The organism is Arthrobacter sp. K5, from assembly GCF_040448525.1.
GTDB lineage: Bacteria > Actinomycetota > Actinomycetes > Actinomycetales > Micrococcaceae > Arthrobacter > Arthrobacter globiformis.
The window spans coordinates 2,913,556-2,932,904 of the sequence record NZ_CP159279.1 but is presented as its reverse complement, the minus strand read 5'-3'; the positions used below and the strand labels follow the sequence as shown (position 1 = coordinate 2,932,904).

Genomic DNA, 19,349 nt, shown 5'->3' with positions numbered 1-19,349 from the left:
AGTGCCCGGACCTGGCCGATATGGCCAGGCGCGTCAGTCCCCGAGGAGCCGCCCCCACCTTGGTGCGAGCAAGGGTGAGCCGGCAAGTTTCAGGCAGTGCCACAGCGTCACGGCAACCGAATCCAGGACCGGGACGCCCGTGCCCGCCTCGATTTCAGCCGCGATGTTGGCGCCGTACAGGTTGGTGCAGAGATAGATCAGCGCATCCGGCGCGTCGGCCGCGAGTTCCAGGGAACCGGGACGCATCTCATCATCGGTGACCCGGCCGAAGGACTCGTTGTCGCTCAGGCCCAGGCAGCGGTGGCTGACGGTTTTGATGCCGTCCCGCTCATAGGACCTGATGATGGCCTCGTTGACGTCCTGCGTGTATGGCGTGAACAGCCCGATCCGCTCGGTGCCGAAGGACCGGAACGACTCGAGGTAGGCGAGGGTGGACGTCGTGGCGGGGATGCCGGTGGCGTCTGTGATTTCAAGGACGAGGTCGCGGTCGTGCGCGGACCCCAGCCACGAGCCCGAGGTGCCGTTCCAGGCGATCACGTCCACGTCCGCCGTCGCCAGCAGCCTGGCCGCCTCGCGCATGACGGCGGGGTCGAACTGCCGGTCCGACGAATCGTCCAGTGCGATCCGGGTGACCGGAATCCGGGTGAAGTGGATGGTGACGTCGGTGCGGTCACCCAGGATGCGGTAGCTTTGCGGTTCCAGGCAGGTGTTGGAGGACGGCACGATCATGCCGATCCGGGTGGGGCGGGCAGGTGCAGTCTGGCGGTTCAGCGAGGTCAACGAATGCTCCTAGAGGGTCGCGGCGGACAGGTCGGCAGTGGCGGCCAGGTGTTCCCGGAACCCGTTCCGGGACACGAAGCGGCCCACGGCGCCCGGATCGTGGAAGCCCTCCCGGTCCAGTACCACCCGGCCTGCGGAAACCACGACGGCGGGCCAGCCGGCCAGCGTCCGGCCGTCAAACGGCGAGAAGTCGGTGCCCATGTGCAGCGCGCCGCCGTCCACTGTCCGCTGGACGGAAGGATCGAAGAGCACCAGGTCGGCGTCGAAGCCCTCGGCGACGGAGCCCTTGCCGGGCAGGGCATTGATGCGCGCCGGGCCGGCGGCGAAGACCTCCACGAAGTCCTCCACGCTGCTGCCGGCTTCGGCCATGGCCGTGAACGTGACGGGCATGCGGGTTTCCACGCCGGGCAGGCCGTGCGGCATGGCGCGGACGTCGTCGGTGCGTTCCCGCTTCTGGGTCAGGTCGTAGCAGGAGTGGTCCGAGGCCACGGTGTGGATGGCACCGCCGGCCAGCCGCTGCTTCAGTGCCGCGACCGTTTCCGGGCTGCGCATCGGCGGGCAACAGGCGTACCACTCCGGGAACGCCGAGCCGTAGACCGTGTCATCCAGGGTGAGGTAGTGCGGGCATGTTTCCGAGTAGGCCTCCTGGCCGCGGGCACGGGCCTCGGTGACCAGGTCGACGGCGCCGGGCGTGGACTGGTGGACGAAGTACACCGGTGCCTTCGTGTACTGGGCCATGGCCAGGGTTTCCTTGACTGAGGTTTCCTCGGCAAGCTCGGGGCGGGTGCGGTGCAGGTGCTCGATGCCGATCCTGCCGTCGTCGGCGTGCTGCGCCGTGCAGTCCGCGATGATGGGGTCGTGCTCGGCGTGGATGTAGGTGAGCCCGTCCAGCCGGACCATTTCGCGCATCACCTTCAGGATGGTGTCCCCGTCCGCCATGGTGGTGCCGCGGTTGGTGGTGTACATCTTCACGGAGCGGACGCCCTCGGCGGCGAGCTGTTCGAGCTGCCAGGGCACGGTCTCATCCCAGCTGACCACAGAGCCGTGCAGTGCCACATCGCAGCGTGACTCCTGCGCCAGTGCCTTCTTGCTGAGCACGGCTTCAAGCGGGGTTTCGCGGGCGTCGCGGGGGATGCCGAAGTCGATGATGGTGGTGGTGCCGCCCCATAGGGCAGCGGTGGAGGTGGTCCGGTAATCGTCCAGGGTGCGGAACCTGCCGGTTACCTGGGCCACGTGGCAGTGCCCGTCCACACCGCCGGGGATCACCAGCTGGCCGGTGGCGTCGATGGTGCGTTCGGCGTCGGGCACGGGTTCTGTGGCGTCGACGAGCTGGCTGATCTTGCCGTCCACCACCACGATGTGGGCGTGCCGGCGGCCAAAACTGTTGACCACGGTGCCGTTGGCGATGACGAGTTGGGGGATGCGGGACATCGTTGTCCTCCTGACTGGGAAGCTGATTGGAAGGGAAGCTGCTGGGACTAGCTGGGGGAAGGCGCCGCGGCGTTCGACGCCGTCTGGGCGGCGGTCAGGGCGGCGTCGAGGTTTTCGGACAGGCCCTTGCGGGCCTTGACGGGCGGCGGAGCGAACGCGCCGGCCCGGTGCGGGCCGGACTGAAGCCCCACCACGGCCTCCGCCATGCGGATGCCGGCGGAGATGCCGTCCACCACGGGCACGGGGATCTGCCCCCGGAGTTCCCGGGCCAGCCCCGCCAGGGGCGCCCCGGCGAGGATGACGACGTCGGCCCCGTCCTCCGCGACCGCCCGCTGGCTCAGTGCCAGGAGGGTTTCCTTGAAGTCCTGCTGCACGGAGCCGATGGCGTTCAGGGTCTCGTTGATGGAGCGGATGGAGGCCAGGCGTCCGCCCAGGCCAAAGCGTTCCACGCAGTCCACGTACCACGGGCGGATCCGGTCCGAGATGGCGATGATGGAGAAACGGTGCCCCTGCAGCGCAGCGGCGCAGAGGGCCGCCTCGGTGATGCCGATGACTGGAACGTCGGCCAGTTCCTTCAGGGCCGGCATCCCCGGATCCCCGAATGCGGCCACGACGACGCCGTCGATGGGATCGGCGTCGCCGCCTGCAGCAGGGCAGATGGTGTGCTCGGCAATGATCTCGGCGACGGCGCCGGCAGTGATGAGTGATTCAAAGCGGGTTTCGATGTATTCGACGCCGTGGCCGGCGGTGCGGACCAGGAGCTCGGTGCCCGGGGAAGCGGAGCGGCGGGCCTCGGACTCGATCAGGGCGGTGACGTCGTCGCTGATGTTGGGGTTGATGACAAGGAGTTTCATTTTTTCTTCCGGTGAAGGTCGGGTTCTGTTTTCTGGAAGTCGTCGGGGAACTGCTCGCGGTATTTGCCGATGTGCGACGCCGACTGCGCTGCGGCGCGGTCGGGATCACCGCTGGCGATGGCGCCGTAGAGTTCCCGGTGTTCCTGGATCAGTTCGGGCAGGTCGCTCACGTGCCGGAACAGCCAGTGCATGCGGCCCTGCAGCGGTTCGAGGGCGGATTTGAGGAAGCCGTTGTCCGCGATCCGGGTGATGGCGTCGTGGAATTCGCTGTTGGCGCGGTGGGCCTCCATGACGGCGCCTTTGGCGAGGCAGCGTTCGGCCTCGTCCAGCAGCCCTTCAAGATACTCAAGGTCCTCGGGTGTTGCCCGGACAGCGGCGAGGCGGCAGGCCAGCACCTCCAGCGACTGGCGGACGTCGAACAGGTCCTCCACGTCCTTGGGGCTGAGGGAGCTGACCTCGGCGCCGCGGGCTCCCCGGTCGCTGAGGAGGCCCTCCTGGCGCAGCATCCGCAGCGCCTCGCGGACCGGCAGCCGGGAGACATTGAACTCGGCGGCGAGGTCGCGTTCCACGAGCCGTGTGCCCGGAGCGTAATGTCCTTCGAAGATCCTGGTGCGCAGCGTGTCCCGGACAGTCTCGCGGAGGGGACGTTCCTTGTTCTGGGTTTCTTCTGCGGCAAGCATGGTGCTCCATTCGTGGTTTTTTTAGCGACTCTATGTCCTCGGCGGCTTCCATCTCTGCTCAGTCCGCTGAAGCTGGCCTGGACCTGGGTGGCGGTGGGCTGAAGCGGCCAAACTCCCGTTCGAGGGCCGCGGCGACGGCGAGTACTTCGCGGTCGCGGTAGGGCCTGCCCACCACCTGGACGCCCACGGGGAGGCCCTCGCTGGAAAGCCCGCAGGGCACAACCGCCACCGGGAAACCCAGGATGCTGATGGCACGGCAGCAGGATCCCAGCTCCGTCCACGGAATGTCCTTGCCGCGGACGGTGAAGGTTCCGGTCCGGGGATCCGACGCCGGCAGGCTGGCCACAGGCAGCAGCAGGATGTTGTGCTCCGCCATGAACCCGAGCACCTCTGCGCGGATCGCATCCCGCTCCGCGGCGGCCTTGCGGTAGTCCGCCACCGTGCTGGGTTCTCCGCCCAGCACGGAGTCGCGCAGGTTGGCGCCCAGCCCGTCCTCGCGCCCCGTGGCAAGCTCCACCACCTCGGGCATTCCCTCGGCCGTGCGGAGGGCAACGAAGGCTGCCGCCGCCCGCTCCAGGCCTGGCGGCCTGCCGTGCTGCATTGGAACACCGAGGCCCTCGAGGGCTTCCGCGGCCCTCCGGACGGCGGCCACCAGATCGTCCCGGACGGGGTGGGTGCCCTCGTCCTCGAACCAGGCACAGCTGATCCCGGCCAGGGAACCGACCGGACCGCCCAGCGGAACCGGCACGGTGGAGGGATCCACCCCATCCGGCCCGGCGAGGATGCCGAGCAGTACGCCCAGATCCTCCACGCTCCGGGCCAGCCAGGCCACGGTGCCAAGCCGGTGCAGGGCAGACATTGAGTTGGGTGCGGGGAGGCTTTCTCCGGCCGCCGGCGGGACATACGGCAGGAGCCCCGTCTCGGGTACCAGTCCGACAGTGGGCCGCAGGCTGGCCAGGCCCGTGCAGTGGGCCGGCCAGCGGATGGACCCGCCAAAGTCGGTGCCGAGCCCGAAGGCACTCATGCCGGAGGCCACGGCGGCGCTGTCGCCGCCGGTGGAACCGCCGGACGTCAGGCGCGTGTCCCACGGATTCCAGGTGTCCCCAAAGAGCGGGTTGCGGGTGTGGGTCTCGACCGCGAATTCCGAACAGTTCGTCTTGCCCAACAACACCGCTCCTGCCTCCTGAAGGCGTTGGACCGCCGTCGCGGACTGCTCCGGTACGTAGTCCCCCAGAAGGGGGCTTCCCGCCGTCGTGCGCAGGCCCTTCGTCGCCAGGGTGTCCTTCACCGTGAACGGCACGCCGTGCAAGGGGCCCAGGGGTTTGCCGTCGGCGGCGGCCCGGTCCGCGGCGGCAGCGTCCTCAGCGGCCAGCGGGTTGAGCGTGACGATGGCGTGCAGGCGGGGGTTTTCCTCGGCGATCCGTTCGAGGTGCAGTTCCAGGCATTCGGCCGCCGTCAGTCGGCCCTCCCGCATGGCGCTCGCCCATTCGGTCAGGGAAAGGCCGGTCAGCTGCTCCCTGTCCAGGGAGGTCCTGTCCACAGTGGTCCTGTCCACGGTGGTCCTGTCCACGGTGGCCTGCGCTGAAGGCAGGGCGGTGTTGTTCATGTCCATGATCCTTATCGTGTGGTGCTGGCCGTCTTGCCGGCCTCGTTCATGGTGATCCTGGACGTTTCTTTAGCTACGTAGACGCAGTACACCATGAGCAGCAGCGCGGCGGACAGGTAGCCGGCCACGGCGAATCCGGAGCTGGTCAAGACGATCAGCTGAATGGCGATCAGCGGGGCAAAGCCGCCGCCGAAGACGCCGGCGAGCTGGAAGCCTACGGCGGAGCCGGTGTAGCGGACCTTGGTTGCGAAGAGTTCGGGGATGAAGGAGGCCACCGGGCCGTACATGGCCGCAACGATCACCAGGCCGATGGCGGGGGCGATGAGCACCAGGAACGGGTCCTTGGAGTTGAGCATCGCAATGAACACGAAGCTGTAGATGATGCCCGCGACGGCGCCGCCGATCATGACGGGCCTGCGGCCCACACGGTCCGAGAGTGCGCCGAACAGCGGGATGCTGATCATCTGGGCAACGGCCGAGATGGTGGATGCGGCCAGGGCCAGGCTCTTGGGCAGGCCCAGGTGTTCGGTTCCGTAGACGAGGACGAACAGCGCGAAGATGTAGAACGCGATATCGCTGCCGATGCGGGCACCGACTGCCAGGGCCAGCTGCTTCTTGTAGTGCTTGAAGACGTACAGGAGCGGAGCCTTGACTTCTTCCTGCTTCTTCTCCGCGGCCTTCTGTTCCGTCTCCTCGAAGATCGGCGATTCCGCGAGCTTCAGCCGGATGTAGAGGCCGATGGCGACGAGTGCGAAGCTGATCAGGAAAGGGATCCGCCAGCCCCAGGCGAGGAAGGCTTCCTTGGAAAGGGCCGAGGTCATGAGCGTGAAGATGCCGGTGGCCAGGAGCAGGCCCGTGGGCGCGGCGGTCTGGACGAGGCTGCCGAAGAGTCCGCGCCGGCCGCTCTTGTCCGACTCGGTGACCATGAGGGCGGCGCCGCCCCATTCGCCGCCGATCCCGATGCCCTGCAGGAAGCGAAGGGACACCAGGAGGACCGGAGCCCAGACGCCGATGTTTTCGTAGGTGGGCAGGAGGCCGACGGCGGCACTGGCCAGGCCCATCAGGAGCAGTGTGGTGACCAGGACGTTTTTGCGTCCGATCTTGTCGCCGAAGTGGCCGAAGATGGCGGCGCCCAGGGGACGCACCACGTAGCCCACAGCGTAGGTGGCCAGGGCCAGCAGGAGGCCGGTGGCGGGCTCTGAGCCTGGGAAGAACAGGATGGGGAAGACGATGGAGGCGGCTGTGCTGTAGGCAAAGAAGTCGTAGTACTCGAGCGTGGTGCCGACGAAGCTCGCGGCGACGACCCTCTTCATTGAGTTCCCGCCGCCCTTCGGCTTGGCGTCGGACACGGAACTGCGGGTTTGGGAGTTGATCGACATGTGGCCCTCCTGGGCGATGCGATTGGTGGTGCAGGAACCGGGTTGGGTTGAGGAGGTTGTCCTCGCAGTGCCGGTTTGGGATCCCAAATATGACGGTAGGTTGTGCGGGGGCTGATGTCAATGGTTTGGGATCCCAAAACGGGATAAGTGTTGCGGGGGTGGCTCGGCAGGTTTAGACGGGAAGGCGCTTGTTGTAGTTCAGGGTGAGCACGGAGGCGCCCATGATGATGGCGGAGCCCACGAAGTACAGCAGCGCCCAGGTGTAGGAACCGGTGGCGCCCACGATCAGGCCGACGGCGATCGGGGTAACGAACCCGGAGATGTTGCCGCTGAAGTTCATCGCCCCGCCCAGGACGCCGGCGTTGGTGCGGCCGCCCAGGATGGACGGGATGCTCCAGAACAGGCCCACCCAGCGCAGGAAGAACATCACCACGGAGAGCAGTACGACGGCGGTGGTCGGGTCAGCGACGACGGTCACCCCGATGAGGCCGCCCACCACCACGACGCTGGAGATGCCCAGCAGTGTCCGCATAACGCGGTTGGCCGAGGCGCCGGCTGCCCGCCACTTGTCGGCGATGGTGCCGCCCAGGATCTCGCCGACGAAGCCGGCTCCGAAGATCACGAAGGTGGACCAGCCGATGGTTTTCAGGTCGAAGCCCTTGGCCTGGGCGAGGTAGAGCGGTCCCCAGGTGAGCAGGCCGTAGAACACGCCGTTGAAGCCCAGCCAGCCAAAGCACATGGCCCAGAAGGAGCGGAACTTCAGGTACGGGAGCAGTGCCCGCTTGCCCTTGCTGCCTTCCTTCTCGGCTTCGGCGTCCTCCGCCGCATGCGAGGCTTCGATGTAGTCGGCCTCGGCAGCGTTGACGCCGCGGTGCTGGCGCGGGTTGTCGCGGACATACCACCAGACGGCCAGGCCCATCAGGACGGTGGCGGCGCCGGCGATGACGAACGAGCTGCGCCAGCTGCCGGTGGCGGCGATGAGGCCGGCGATAAGGATGCCGCCCAGGCCGGCGCCGAGGGGAGCGCCGGCGTCCAGGATGGTGGCACCCCGGCCGCGCTCCGACTTGTGCATCCAGATGGCGTTCAGCTTGCCGCCGGCAGGCATGACGCCCGCTTCGGTGACGCCGATGCCCAGGCGGGCGATGAACATGCTCAGGAATCCGCCGGCCATGCCTGAGGCGGCGGTCGCCGCGCCCCAGCCCACGCAGGAGGCTGTCATGACCTTGCGCGGCCCGAATTTGTCGATCAGCAGACCCACCGGGATCTGCATCAGGGCGTAGGTCCAAAAGAAGGCCGAGAGCAGGAGGCCCACGAGCTCCGGGGCGAGGTTGAATTCCTTTTGGATGATGGGCAGCGCCACCGAGATGGAGCCGCGGTCGATGTAGTTGACGGCGACGAGGACGAGCAGCAGCAGGAAGAGTCTCCAGCGGACGCTGGTGCGCCGTTGCACGCCGTCCTTGCCGGGCTCGGCACCTCGGGATTCGGTGGATTGGGCCGGGGTTGTCACTGCTTCAGTATCTGGAAGAGACACAGCTTCTCCTTTGCGGGAAGGGTGCGGACAGGGGGATGGGGGAATGAAGTGGGGGCGGTGCGGCCGCGGTTTGGCGGGAATTCCCGGGCTGGCGGTGTTGGGTCTGGGTCAGCGGGAGAGTCCTGCTATTTGGGATCCCGTTTTGGGATCCCAAATTCAAGGTAAGGAGTGGCGTGGGACACTGTCAAGGGTTTTCGGAGAAGTGACCCGTGGCCCGCGAAAAAACGAATTGTGACAGCGGCCGAATGGCAAAGCATCGAAAGGGAGTACCGAATGAAGACGGTCCGACTTGGAAACTCCGGGCTGGAAATCAGCGCCGTTGTCCTGGGCATGATGAGCTACGGCGATCCGGCGAAGGGGTCGCACGAGTGGAGCGTGGGGCTCGATGAAGCCAGGCCGTTGGTGCGACGCGCCTACGAGGCGGGAATCACCACGTTCGATACAGCAAATGTGTACTCGGCCGGCTCGAGCGAGGAGATCACCGGCACCCTGCTCAAGGAACTGGCCCCGCGTGAGGAGGTCCAGATCGCCACCAAGGTCCACGGGCGGATGCGCGGGGCCCGCAACGGGGCCGGACTCAGCCGGGCCGCGATCATGCACGAGATCGACGCATCCCTCACCCGGCTCCGCACCGACTACGTGGACCTGTACCAGATCCACCGGTATGACCCGGTGACGCCCGTCGAGGAGACGATGGAGGCCCTGCATGACGTCGTGAAGGCCGGCAAAGCCCGCTACATCGGGGCGTCGAGCATGTGGGCCTGGCAGTTCGCCCGGATGCAGCACGTGGCGGAACTGCACGGCTGGACGAGGTTCGTGTCCATGCAGGACCAGTACAACCTCCTCGAGCGGGAGGAAGAGCGCGAAATGCACCCGTTCTGCCAGGCAACCGGCGTGGGTGTCATCCCCTGGAGCCCCCTGGCGCGTGGAAACCTGACCCGGCCGTGGGGCGCAGCCGGATCCGGGACCCGGCAGGACACGGACCAGTTCGGCAAGGGCCTGTACAAGCAGGACGAGGATGCGAACAGGGCCATCGTCGACGCAGTCGCCGCCGTGGCGGACGAGCGTGGCGTGCCGATGGCGCAGATCGCCCTGGCCTGGAGCGCGGGCAAGTCCGCCGTCACCGCCCCCATCGTCGGGGCGACGAAGGAACGACATGTCGACGACGCCGCTGCCGCCGTCGGGCTTGACCTGACCGAGTCGGAGGTCCGGCGCCTCGAGGAAAGCTACACGCCCCGCTACCCCTCCGGGTTCTGACCTACCCGCAGAGACTCCCGGTGCGCCAGGATTTCGGCGAGCTCCGCGAGCCGGTGGGCACGGGCCGATTCGGCCGGCGTGAACGGCTCGCCGGGACGGAAAAAGGTGATGGGTCCGTGCCAGGCGGTCGGGATTTTCAGGATGGTCCCGGCGTCGTTCGTTTCACTAAGGTGGCGGGCCGACTCGCTGGCGGGATCGAGGATCCGGGCGGACAGCAGTTCCGCCACGGCCAGCGGAAGTTCCCCCGGCGTGGCGGCGATCCGGGCGGCCAGGCTCAGGGCCTTGGTCTGCCCGTCGGCCATGGCCAGGGCGGTGGTGGGCCAGACCTGCGTGCTGCGTCCACCGCCGTCCGCCAGGGCCTCCAGCAGCTGGCGCTCGCTGACCTCGCCCGGGGCCGACAGGACGAATTCATCCATCACCCCGCCCCGGACCGGATGGACGTGGATGCCCAAAATGTTGGTGTCCAGCAGTGCCAGCGACCTGGTGATCCGCTTAAGGGAACCGGGCTCGTCTCGGAGCACGGTCCGCGCACGCCACAGCGCCGGAGCCGTGCCAAGGCGCCGGCGGTGACGCAGCGCGGGTGCGTGGAGCCACCGCCGCAGAATCCGGGCCGCGGAGGGCTCGGCCACCCAGATCACCAGGACGGTGGCCGTCAGGGTCAGGACCAGCACCTTGGCCAGATAGGGCAGATGCGTCTGGACCACCAGCGCGTGCACCAGCAGTTCGATCGGGAGCATGACGGCGACATTGGCCACCGTGAGGCGCGTCTTGGTGGGCTCGGGCATCTGCCCGCAGACTTCGCAGCTCAGTTCGGCCGCGGCGGGCTTCGGCGTGTGGGGCTTCATGGTGCCAGACTGCCCGGCCGCTGTTACGGGGTGATTGCCCCTGCGTTCCGATCCCGCGAAACATCCCCCGGATGCATGGAGTTTTTGTACAGATGATGGCCTCTGGCGGGGCTTTTGCGCCCAATGGCTGGACAAGAACTCGCGGCTCCTGCGGGGCTATGGCCAGCCTCCGGCCCGGTCCCTACACTGAAGGGACCAGCGTGCGGACTCCCGTACAACGGCCTGCTCGCACGGAAGAGTCGACTCGTGGAGAGCACCGCCATGTCCATCAGCACCAGTTCAGGTCATATGCGCCGCCGTGCCGCGGTAGGGTTCCTCGCCCTCGCCGCGCTCCTGGTCCCCGCACCCGTCGCCTCGGCCGGAGAGACCCGGTCCGACGACATTGCCCCGGTGATCCTGCTGGACGGGGCCAAGGGTGCCGAGGGCATCGCGGCCGCCGGCAGCACGAAATTCTTCGCGGGTGACCTGGTCACCGGGGACATCTACCGCGGCGACATCCGCAAGGACAAGGCGACCAAGTTCATCGATGCACCCGACGGCAGGATGGCCGTGGGCATGAAGGCGGACCGGCACAACGATCTGCTGTTCGTCGCCGGCGGCCCCACGGGCCGGGCTTACGTGTACGACACCGACACGGGCAAGACGGTCAAGACCTTCCAGCTGACCAGGAAGGAAGCCTTCATCAACGACGTGGCACTCACGGACCATGGCGCCTGGTTTACCAACTCGCGGCAGGCTGAGCTGTACTTCATCCCGGTTGACGACGACGGCGACCTCGGCAATGTGCGCACGCTGACGCTGAAGGGTCCCGCGGCGGACACCAGCAAGCAGTTCAACCTCAATGGCATCGCCTATTCACGCGACGCCCGCCGGCTCGTAGTGGCGCACACGGACAATCAGGAGCTGTACACCGTCAGCCCGCGGACCGGTGCCAGCACCGAGATCACCGGCGTGACGGTCCCCAACGTCGACGGCGTCCTGGTCAAGGGCGACACCGTCTGGGCAGTGCAGAACTTCTCCAACCAGATCAGCCGGCTGCGGGTGAACTTCCACGAATCGACGGCAAAGCTGCGCGAGGTCATCACCAGCCCGGACTTCAACATCCCGACGACGGCCGCTCTGTTCGATGACACCCTCGCCGCCGTCAATGCCAAGTTTGGCGTGCCGAACGCCAAGACCTTCGAAGTGGTCACGGTGGACGCACGCACCAACGCCACGAAGTAAAGAGACGGCTGAGGAGACGAACGCAACAGGGCAGCAGGCGGCCTCCGCGGGGAAGGCGGAGGCCGCCCCCGTTAAACTGGGAAGCGGACGCCAGCGCCGCCGTCGTCAGTTCCAAACTGCAACGAAAGGCGCGATTCCCCCGTGAAGCTGCTGGCCGAGATGTTCACCCTTGCCCCGGCAAACAAGGACCATCACGTCGCCATGCGGTGCGCCGTGGGCGTGTTCGTGCCGCTGATCACCCTGGTGCTGCTGGGCCGGCTGGACCTGGCGATCTTTGCGTCCTTCGGCGCGTTCACCGGCATCTACGGCCGCGGCGAGCTGCACCGCAAGCGGTTCTTCATCCAGGTCCGGGCGGGTGCGCTCATGCTCCTGGTGATCCTTCTGGCCACGCTGACCGCCCGCATCGTGCACAACGGCGGCCTGTCCCAGGAGGCGGGCATCTGGCTGCAGGTTCTGGCCACCACGCTGGTGGCCGGCGCCTGCTCACGGGTGATCGCCCGGTGGCGGCACCGGCCGGCCGGCTCGCTGTTCCACATCTTCGCCTTCGCGGCGATCGCGTCCATCCCCAGCCAGCCGCCGCTGTGGCAGAGCCTGCTGGTGTCCGTCGCGACCACGCTTTTCTGCCTGGCCGTTGGGCTGTCCTCCCGGGTGCTGCGGAGCCACCGGACGCCGTGGGAGATGCCTCCGCCCGTCCGGCTCACCGCCGAGGAGAAGCGTGCGGCCGGGCTTGAGGCGGTGGGCTACCTGGCGGCCGCGGGGCTTGCAGGAACCCTCGCCACACTCATTGGCCAGCTGCTCGGCTTCGGGCACAACTACTGGGCCATGGTGGCGGCAGTCGTTCCGCTGGTGGGACGCACCACGCGGCACCGCATTGCCCGCGGCGTCCAGAGGATTATCGGCACCGTGCTGGGCCTCATCCTGCTGGCGGGCATCCTGCTGCTGCAGCCCGTGCCGTGGCAGACGGTCCTGGTGATCGCCATCTGCCAGTTCGGCGCCGAGCTCTTCATTGCCCGGAACTATGTGCTGGCCCAGGTCTTCGTGACACCGCTGGCACTGACGTCCACGCTGCTGGTCTCGCCTGCCGCACCCGGCATCCTGCTCCGGGACCGGATCGTGGAGACGGTGATCGGCGCCGCCGTCGGAATCGCCGTGGTGCTGGCCCCCGCCCTGTGGTCCCGGCGTTCCCGGCGGACCTCGGCCGGGGTGGCCACGCGCTGAAGCGCGCGGCCCCTGGTCATTCAGCTACCAGGAGCGCCTGGGGCGCGGCCTGCTTCATCCTGGTCTGCAGCCACCGGATCTGCAGCTCCGAGTCGTCCTCACATTGCTCCACGACGCCTTGGAGTTCCTTGTCCCGGTCACCCTTGGCTGCCTGCCCCACCATCATCCAGGTGACGTCGATGTGGTTGACCAGCACATACAGGTCCTGCAGGTCCAGCATCAAAGCCAGCGGACCGGAGCGGACTTCCTTCACGCCGTTGGCCGTCAGCCGGTGCTCTTCCTCGCCCTCGACGTCTTCGCCGTAGCGGCCGATGACCGGCTTCAGTGCCTCCCGGTGTGCATCGCACTTCTTGGCGAACGTCTGCAGGATGAAGTGCACGTCGGGTTCGTCGCCGTGGCCGTTGGCCACAACCCGGAACGAGGACGCCAGCGTGGCTTCCGCCTCGTCCAGCAGGCCGATGTAGACAGGGAGTTTCATCGCTGGGCTCCTGTTGCGCGGCGGGATGCGGTGGTGTCCGGAGCCTTCGACGGGCCGTCGCCGCTGCGCAGTTTTTCCACCCGGACGGCGGCGTTCTTGAACAGCGGCTGCTTGGACACCGGGTCCCATTCGGTGACGGTGAGTTCGTTCGCGGCACGGTGCCTGCCGCCGTCGGGCGCGTCCCAGTAGCCGTAGTGGAACGGCGCGAAGACGGTGCCAGCCCGGATGTCCCCGACCCGCACCGGAACTTCCAGGCTGCCGCGGCGGGACGTCACCCGGGCGATGTCCCCCTCCTGGCAGCCGGCGCGTGCGGCGTCCTCCACGGACATCTCGATCCACGGCTCGGGTGCGGCGCCGTTGAGGCGGCGGCTGCGGCCGGTCTTGGTGCGGGTGTGGAAGTGGTACGCCGTCCGGCCGGTGGTGTAGCGCAGCGGGTACTCGGCGTCGGGTTCCTCGTGCGGCGGGCTGTAGTCGAGGGCCTTGAGCCAGGCCTTCCCGGGTTCGACGGTTGCCTTGTACTGGGTTTCGCCCGTCGTGGCGCCGGTGAGGAGGTCGTGCCCGAAGGACTCGCAGTACTCCGGCGCGGTGGGGAACCGGGCATCGGTGTACAGCCGCTCGGTGCCGGCGGGCTGCTCCGCCGTGCAGGGCCACTGGATGCCGCTGCTGCCCCGGAGCTTGTCGTAGCTGAGCCCCGTGTAGTCGCAGGGGCGGCCGCGCGAGCATTCCTTCCACGCCTCGAAGCCGTCCTCGGGGCCGGACCAGTCCAGCAGCGGCTGCCCGTCCTTGTCCTTGAACCCCATCCGGCGGGCATAGTCGAGGAAGACGTCGAGGTCGCTCCGTGCCTCGCCCGGCGGATCGACGGCCTTCTCGGACAGGTGGACGGTCCGGTCAGCGTTCGTGAAGGTACCGGTCTTCTCGCCCCACGCAGCGCAGGGGAGGACGACGTCGGCATACTGCGCCGTTTCGGTGAGGTAGATGTCCTGCACCACGAGGAACAGGCTGTCCCTGCCCAGGATGTGCCGGATCCGCTCCAGCTGCGGCATGGACACGGCCGGGTTCGTGGCGGAAATCCACAGCAGCCCGATGGAGCCCTGTTCGACGTAGCGGAAGATCTGCAGGGCGTGCGTCGGCGGGGCCCAGTCCGGAATGATCCCGGGGTCAACGTTCCACAGCCGGGCCAGGTCCTTCACGTGCTGCGGGTTCTCCCAGTTGCGGAAGCCCGGAAGGTCGCCGTCGGCCCCGCATTCCCTGTTGTTCTGGGCAGTGGGCTGCCCGTTCATCTGCAGCAGGCCGCAGCCAGGCTTGCCCAGCATGCCGCGGAGCAGGTGGAGGTTGTTGACCTGGCACGCGGACGCCGTCGCGTGGGCCGACTGGTAGAAGCCCTGCAGGACGGTGGAAAGCACCCTGCTTTCGGTGCCGAAGATCTCCGCCGCACGCCGCACGTCGGCAGCCTCCACGCCGCAGGTTTCGGCCACTTTCTCCGGGGTCCAAGGCTCCACCACGCTGCGCAGCTGGTCCACGTTGGCGGTGTGCTCCGCGATGTGGGCTTCGTCGATCCAGCCGTTGGCGAAGAGTTCGCGGACCAGCCCGTTCATCAGCGCCAGGTTGGTGCCCGGATGAACCGCCAGGTGCACGTCGGCACGGCGGGCCACCTCGGTGTCGCGCGGGTCGACGCACACGAGCTTAGGCGGGTTGGGCCCGTCCAGCCTGTCCAGCACTCGGGACCACAGCACCGTCTGCGTCTCGGCCATGTTGTGGCCGTACAGGAACACGGCGCTGCACTCATCGACGTCGGCGTAGCTGCCCGGCTGGCCGTCGGCGCCGAAGGATTCCTTCAGTGCCGCCGCGGCCGTGGCGGTGCACAGCCGCGTGTTGCCGTCCATGTGCGGCGTGCCGATCCCGGCCTTGCCGAGCATGCCCAGCGCGTAATACTCCTCCAGGAACAGCTGCCCGCTGGTGTAGAAACCGTGGCTGAGCGGACCCTTGCTGGCCAGAAGTTCCTTGCTCCGCGCCACGATGCGGCCCATGGCGGTGTCCCAGTCCGTCTCCACCAGCTTGCCGTCCACCCTGACCAGCGGGCGGGTCAGGCGGTCCCGGTGATCCTCGCCCTGCCAGCTGCCGTAGAGGCCCTTGGGTCCCAGTCGGCCGCGGTTCACCCGGTCCTCCCTGCGGCCGCGGATGCCCACCATTTTGCCGTCCTTGACGGCGATGTCGCAGCCGCAGCCGTTGCTGCACAGGACGCACGCCGACTGCACCCAGCGGTCGACGTCGCCGTCGGTGAGCCCCTCGGCCAGGACCTGGTCCACGCGTTCGGGCCACGCCTGGCCGCTTCCGTGGGGTGTCCGCTCACCCCAGATGTCTGCGATCCGGTCCGTCATGGGGGTCAGCCTCCAGGATGGTAAGTGAACTTACTGTCCCTAGGTTACCCGCCGCCGTCGCTGGCGGAAGTGGCTGGCCCATGGGTTTCCGTCTAGGAACGCCCGACGTCGGACGGCTGGCCGGGTGCCGGCGCGATGGCATGGGGGACGGTCACCAAGGCCAGCAGACCCAGCACCGCGGCGCCGGCGAAGACGTAGAAGCCCCACGGGTAGGCGATGCCGGCGGCCACGAGCGTTCCGGTAACGGCCGGTCCCATGATGGCGCCGAGCCGCCCGACGCCCGCGGCAAAGCCCAGGGCCGTGCCGCGGAGCCGGGCCGGGAAGAGCTGGCTGACCCAGGCGTAGACGAGGACCTGGGAGCTGAACACGAAGACGCCGGTCACGAACACGGCAGCGTTGAGCAGCAGTTCGCTTTGGACCTTGATGCTGAGGACGGCCAGGAAGAGGGCGGATAGGCCGAACCAGAGGAGCACGATCTTCTTGGTGCCGTGCTTGTCGGCCAGGATGCCGGCCACGATCAGGCCCACCACGGCGCCCACGTTAAGCACCAGGAGCAGCACCAGGCCCGTGCTGACTGTGTAGCCGGCGGAGGACATGAGTTGCGGCAGCCAGGTATTCAGGCCGTAGACCAGCAGGAGCCCCATGAATGATGCGACCGCAATTCCCAGCGCAACCAGCGGATACGGCTTGCGCGTGAGGTCCCGGAAGCTGGCCCGCTCGCCGGCCTGGTCGGCCAGCAACGACGCCGGCGCAGCCTCGGGCTCGGCCGCCGGCAGGGCGATGGGCCGGTGGTGTGTCCGGGCGGGGCCGGCGCGGCGGGCTTCTGGGGCCGGACTTTCGGCGCGGTTGGCCTCGGCATCGTTGATTGCCGCTGGCTCCGCGTGGACGGGCGGCAGGGTTTCCGGCAGCCGGAACCATAGGAACGGCACCAGCACGAACCCGGCAAGGCCTCCCACGATGAACATGATGCGCCAGTCAGGCACCACCAGGATGGCAAGGAACGCTGTGGCCACGGCGCCAACGTGATAACCGGTCATGGTCCGGGTCGTGGACTTGCCGGCGGTGCCGGCGGGGGCGTAATCGTTCATGTAGGCCAGGGCTGCGGGCAGGCAGGCGCCGAGTCCCACGCCCGCGAGGAGCCGGAAGATGCCGAACATGGCAACGTTGGGGGCAAAGACGACGGCTATGGTGAAGAGCGAGAACCAGGCCACGCAGGCAACCAGGAGCCGTCGGCGGCCGAAGCGGTCCGAGAGCGGCGCGATGAAGAGCGCCCCGATGCCAACGCCCACCAGCGAGATGGTGGCCGCGTAGGTGGCCCCGATGGCGTCGAAGCCCAGGTCCTGGGTCTTGATCAGGGTGGGTATCACGGTGCCCAGCACCACCAGGTCGAAGCCGTCCAGCACCATGGCCAGCCAACAGAGCCAGACGGGCCACTGGGAGCGGCGGGCAACAGGGAGCGTTGACATGGGAACCTCATCGTTCGGGTAGAAGCGTCACATTCGACATGAGAGTTGTATCACCGCCGGGTGTAATCTGGGACAACTCAAACCATTCAATGGAAGCGAAAATGCGGTGGCCAATTCAGTCTCGGGCGACTCGGTGGTGGACCGCGTTGTGCGCGTCATTGCGGCGTTCCCGGCCGGCGTTACCGTCCTGCAGCTGTCCGAGCTGGCCGAGCGGGCGGACCTTCCGCTCACCACCGCCCACCGCCTGGTGCGGCAGCTGGCCACGCACGGCCTGCTCGAAACCAGCCCCGGCGGCTCGGTGCGGCTGGGCCTGAGGCTGTGGGAGCTGGTGAACCGTAATTCGCCGACGCTGGCCCTGCGCCAGGCAGCCATGCCCTTCATGGAGGACATCCAGCACGTCCTGAACCAGAACGTGAATCTCGCGGTGCTCGACGGATGGGAAGCGCTTTTTGTTGAGCGGCTGTCCCGCCGCGGGTCCGTGGCCAACCGCGCCCAGATCGCGGGCCGGATGGCAGTCCACGTGTCGTCGGCCGGGCTGGCGCTGATGTCGCACCAGCCAAAGCACGTCCAGGCCGAATACCTGGACCAGTTCGCGGACCCTGCCGGAAAGGTCAGCCGCGACGAAGTGCGCGCCGTGCTGGCCGAGGCTGCCAACCAGGGGTATGCCGAACTGGCCGGTGTGATCGATCCCGATACCTGGGGAATAGCTGTCCCCGTACTGGACGGCCAGAAGCGCGCGGCGGCAGCGATCGGCGTCGTGGTTCCGCTGCGGGAGATGCGCATGCAGGCGCTGGTACCGGCACTTCAGACGGCGGCGCGTGGCATCGCGCGGCGGCTCGCTGAGGGCGTCGGCTGATTCTTGCCCGGGCGCACGCTTCCATTCAGCGGAATTGCTGTAACGCCGACCACACTCCCCGGCGCACACTGTTAGCCAGCAACCACCTTCCGCCCGGACTCCCGGGCCACGCAACGGAGCGAGGAACACCATGGCACGACAGATCATCACCACCCAGGTGGCCATTCTGGGCGCGGGCCCTGCGGGACTCATGCTGTCCCACCTGCTGGCCAAGGCCGGAATTGAATCCACCGTGATCGAAATCCGCAGCCGCCAGGAAATTTCCGAGACGGTCCGCGCCGGCATCCTGGAGCACGGCACGGTCAATATGCTCGTGGAGGGCGGCGTGTCCGACCGCGTGCTGCGGGAAGGAGACCGGCACGACGGCATTGAGCTGCGGTTCAACGGCGAAAGCCACCGCATCGACTTCAAGGAACTCGTGGGCGAGTCCGTCTGGCTCTACCCGCAGACCGACGTCTTCATGGACCTCGCCGCCCGCCGGGAAGCCGACGGCGGCGACGTGCGCTACAGCGTTACCGACACGACCATCCACGACATCGAGGACAAGCCCAAGGTCTGGTTCACCGATGCCGACGGTATTGAGTTCGAGCTGCAGGCCGACTTCATCGCCGGTGCCGACGGCTCGCGCAGCCACTGCCGTTTCCAGATCCCTGAGGCGCACCGCAAATGGTACTTCCACGAGTACCCCTTCGCGTGGTTCGGCATCCTTGCCGAGGCGCCGCGCAGTTCCGACGAGCTGATCTACGCCAACTCCGAGAACGGCTTTGCCCTCATCAGCCAGCGCACCGAGACCGTGCAGCGGATGTACTTCCAGTGCGACCCCAAGGAGAACGTGGCCGACTGGAACGATGAGCGGATCTGGGCGGAGTTCCGCAGCCGGGTCAACGGCAACGGCTTCGAGCTGAAGGAAGGCCCGGTCATCGACAAGATGGTCCTGCCGTTCCGCAGCTTCGTGCACACTCCCATGCGGCACGGAAAGCTGTTCCTCGCCGGCGACGCCGCGCACACCGTGCCGCCGACGGGCGCCAAGGGCCTGAATCTGGCGATCCACGACGTGAAGGTGCTGTTCGAGGGGCTGGACAGCTACTACAACAGCGGCTCCACGGCCCTGCTGGACTCGTACAGCGACCGCGCCCTGGACCGAGTGTGGAAGGCCCAGCAGTTCTCCTACTGGATGACCACCATGCTGCACACCCCTGCGGATGCCGGCGACTTCGCCCGGGCCCGTCAGCTGGGCGAGTTGAAATCCGTGGTGTCCTCGCGGCACGGCCAGGCGTACCTTGCCGAGGCCTACACGGGCTGGCCGTCGGCCTAAATCCCCGTGCCGCCCGCGCCGGGCGGACCGCCACACCCGGCGTCCCGCCGT

At 67.7% G+C, this 19,349-nt stretch carries 16 protein-coding genes; 5 read left to right on the top strand and 11 right to left on the bottom strand.

The features are described from left to right. Window positions 1-33: 33 nt before the first annotated feature. From ABRP34_RS13210 to ABRP34_RS13180, 7 genes are all read right to left on the bottom strand, one after another. The gene (locus ABRP34_RS13210) at window positions 34-780 is read right to left on the bottom strand and encodes an aspartate/glutamate racemase family protein (RefSeq protein ID WP_353710527.1); all 747 of its coding nucleotides are present in this window, start codon (window positions 778-780) and stop codon (window positions 34-36) included. Between the two features lie 9 nt (window positions 781-789). Then, window positions 790-2,211 (bottom strand): amidohydrolase family protein, encoded by a 1,422-nt coding sequence (locus ABRP34_RS13205; RefSeq protein WP_353710526.1) that lies wholly within the window; start codon window positions 2,209-2,211, stop codon window positions 790-792. A gap of 47 nt (window positions 2,212-2,258) precedes the next feature. Then, complete coding sequence (locus ABRP34_RS13200) at window positions 2,259-3,065, bottom strand: aspartate/glutamate racemase family protein (protein WP_353710525.1); 807 nt, start codon at window positions 3,063-3,065, stop codon at window positions 2,259-2,261. After that, on the bottom strand, window positions 3,062-3,745 hold the full coding sequence (locus tag ABRP34_RS13195; protein WP_307098280.1) for a GntR family transcriptional regulator: 684 nt from the start codon (window positions 3,743-3,745) through the stop codon (window positions 3,062-3,064). The genes ABRP34_RS13200 and ABRP34_RS13195 overlap by 4 nt, the downstream gene beginning before the upstream one ends. Before the next feature lie 58 nt (window positions 3,746-3,803). Further along, entirely contained in the window at window positions 3,804-5,351 is a 1,548-nt protein-coding gene (locus ABRP34_RS13190) for an amidase (RefSeq protein WP_353710524.1), read from the bottom strand. Window positions 5,352-5,362: 11 nt separating this feature from the next. Continuing rightward, a complete protein-coding gene (locus ABRP34_RS13185) occupies window positions 5,363-6,730 on the bottom strand; it encodes an MFS transporter (RefSeq protein ID WP_353710523.1) in 1,368 nt (455 codons plus the stop codon). A 172-nt stretch (window positions 6,731-6,902) separates the two neighbouring features. Beyond that, window positions 6,903-8,261, bottom strand: a complete 1,359-nt coding sequence (locus ABRP34_RS13180) for an MFS transporter (RefSeq protein ID WP_003805617.1) — start codon at window positions 8,259-8,261, stop codon at window positions 6,903-6,905. 273 nt (window positions 8,262-8,534) lie between these two features. Between ABRP34_RS13180 and ABRP34_RS13175 the strand changes: the two genes are divergently transcribed. Further along, window positions 8,535-9,518 carry an aldo/keto reductase gene (locus tag ABRP34_RS13175; RefSeq protein WP_003805618.1) on the top strand — a complete coding sequence of 328 codons (984 nt, stop codon included), beginning with the start codon at window positions 8,535-8,537 and terminating at the stop codon, window positions 9,516-9,518. Here the strand turns inward: ABRP34_RS13175 and ABRP34_RS13170 are convergent. Then, window positions 9,500-10,363, bottom strand: coding sequence for an amino acid-binding protein (locus ABRP34_RS13170; protein ID WP_353710522.1), 864 nt, complete (start codon window positions 10,361-10,363; stop codon window positions 9,500-9,502). The two genes, ABRP34_RS13175 and ABRP34_RS13170, sit on opposite strands and share 19 nt — an antisense overlap. Before the next feature lie 246 nt (window positions 10,364-10,609). Here ABRP34_RS13170 and ABRP34_RS13165 point away from each other — a divergent pair, with 246 nt between their 5' ends. Continuing rightward, a complete protein-coding gene (locus ABRP34_RS13165; RefSeq protein WP_353710521.1) occupies window positions 10,610-11,587 on the top strand; it encodes a hypothetical protein in 978 nt (325 codons plus the stop codon). 141 nt (window positions 11,588-11,728) lie between these two features. Beyond that, on the top strand, window positions 11,729-12,805 hold the full coding sequence (locus ABRP34_RS13160) for an FUSC family protein (RefSeq protein ID WP_353710520.1): 1,077 nt from the start codon (window positions 11,729-11,731) through the stop codon (window positions 12,803-12,805). A gap of 16 nt (window positions 12,806-12,821) precedes the next feature. Here the strand turns inward: ABRP34_RS13160 and ABRP34_RS13155 are convergent, their stop codons facing one another. The 3 genes from ABRP34_RS13155 to ABRP34_RS13145 all read right to left on the bottom strand — a co-directional run bounded on the left by ABRP34_RS13155 (window position 12,822) and on the right by ABRP34_RS13145 (window position 17,127). Further along, window positions 12,822-13,283: a hypothetical protein gene (locus ABRP34_RS13155; RefSeq protein WP_353710519.1), complete on the bottom strand. Its 462-nt coding sequence runs from the start codon at window positions 13,281-13,283 to the stop codon at window positions 12,822-12,824. After that, window positions 13,280-15,661 carry a nitrate reductase gene (locus tag ABRP34_RS13150; protein ID WP_353710518.1) on the bottom strand — a complete coding sequence of 794 codons (2,382 nt, stop codon included), beginning with the start codon at window positions 15,659-15,661 and terminating at the stop codon, window positions 13,280-13,282. Before ABRP34_RS13150 ends, ABRP34_RS13155 begins: the two co-directional genes overlap by 4 nt. A 92-nt stretch (window positions 15,662-15,753) precedes the next feature. Then, on the bottom strand, window positions 15,754-17,127 hold the full coding sequence (locus ABRP34_RS13145) for an aromatic acid/H+ symport family MFS transporter (RefSeq protein WP_353710517.1): 1,374 nt from the start codon (window positions 17,125-17,127) through the stop codon (window positions 15,754-15,756). A 106-nt stretch (window positions 17,128-17,233) separates the two neighbouring features. On the opposite strand from ABRP34_RS13145, the gene ABRP34_RS13140 reads away from it, so the two are divergent. Beyond that, window positions 17,234-17,983: an IclR family transcriptional regulator gene (locus ABRP34_RS13140; protein WP_353710516.1), complete on the top strand. Its 750-nt coding sequence runs from the start codon at window positions 17,234-17,236 to the stop codon at window positions 17,981-17,983. A 130-nt stretch (window positions 17,984-18,113) separates the two neighbouring features. Further along, entirely contained in the window at window positions 18,114-19,298 is a 1,185-nt protein-coding gene (locus ABRP34_RS13135) for a 4-hydroxybenzoate 3-monooxygenase (RefSeq protein ID WP_353710515.1), read from the top strand. The last annotated feature ends 51 nt before the right edge of the window (window positions 19,299-19,349 follow it).

What these genes read in the sequence shown, in the direction of transcription:
- ABRP34_RS13205 (WP_353710526.1), bottom strand. Translation starts at nt 2,211, where the DNA reads ATGTCCCGCATCCCCCAACTCGTCATCGCCAACGGCACCGTGGTCAAC.
- ABRP34_RS13150 (WP_353710518.1), bottom strand. Translation starts at nt 15,661, where the DNA reads ATGACGGACCGGATCGCAGACATCTGGGGTGAGCGGACACCCCACGGA.
- ABRP34_RS13185 (WP_353710523.1), bottom strand. Translation starts at nt 6,730, where the DNA reads ATGTCGATCAACTCCCAAACCCGCAGTTCCGTGTCCGACGCCAAGCCG.
- ABRP34_RS13195 (WP_307098280.1), bottom strand. Translation starts at nt 3,745, where the DNA reads ATGCTTGCCGCAGAAGAAACCCAGAACAAGGAACGTCCCCTCCGCGAG.
- ABRP34_RS13135 (WP_353710515.1), top strand. Translation starts at nt 18,114, where the DNA reads ATGGCACGACAGATCATCACCACCCAGGTGGCCATTCTGGGCGCGGGC.
- ABRP34_RS13145 (WP_353710517.1), bottom strand. Translation starts at nt 17,127, where the DNA reads ATGTCAACGCTCCCTGTTGCCCGCCGCTCCCAGTGGCCCGTCTGGCTC.
- ABRP34_RS13170 (WP_353710522.1), bottom strand. Translation starts at nt 10,363, where the DNA reads ATGAAGCCCCACACGCCGAAGCCCGCCGCGGCCGAACTGAGCTGCGAA.
- ABRP34_RS13200 (WP_353710525.1), bottom strand. Translation starts at nt 3,065, where the DNA reads ATGAAACTCCTTGTCATCAACCCCAACATCAGCGACGACGTCACCGCC.
- ABRP34_RS13190 (WP_353710524.1), bottom strand. Translation starts at nt 5,351, where the DNA reads ATGAACAACACCGCCCTGCCTTCAGCGCAGGCCACCGTGGACAGGACC.
- ABRP34_RS13175 (WP_003805618.1), top strand. Translation starts at nt 8,535, where the DNA reads ATGAAGACGGTCCGACTTGGAAACTCCGGGCTGGAAATCAGCGCCGTT.
- ABRP34_RS13155 (WP_353710519.1), bottom strand. Translation starts at nt 13,283, where the DNA reads ATGAAACTCCCTGTCTACATCGGCCTGCTGGACGAGGCGGAAGCCACG.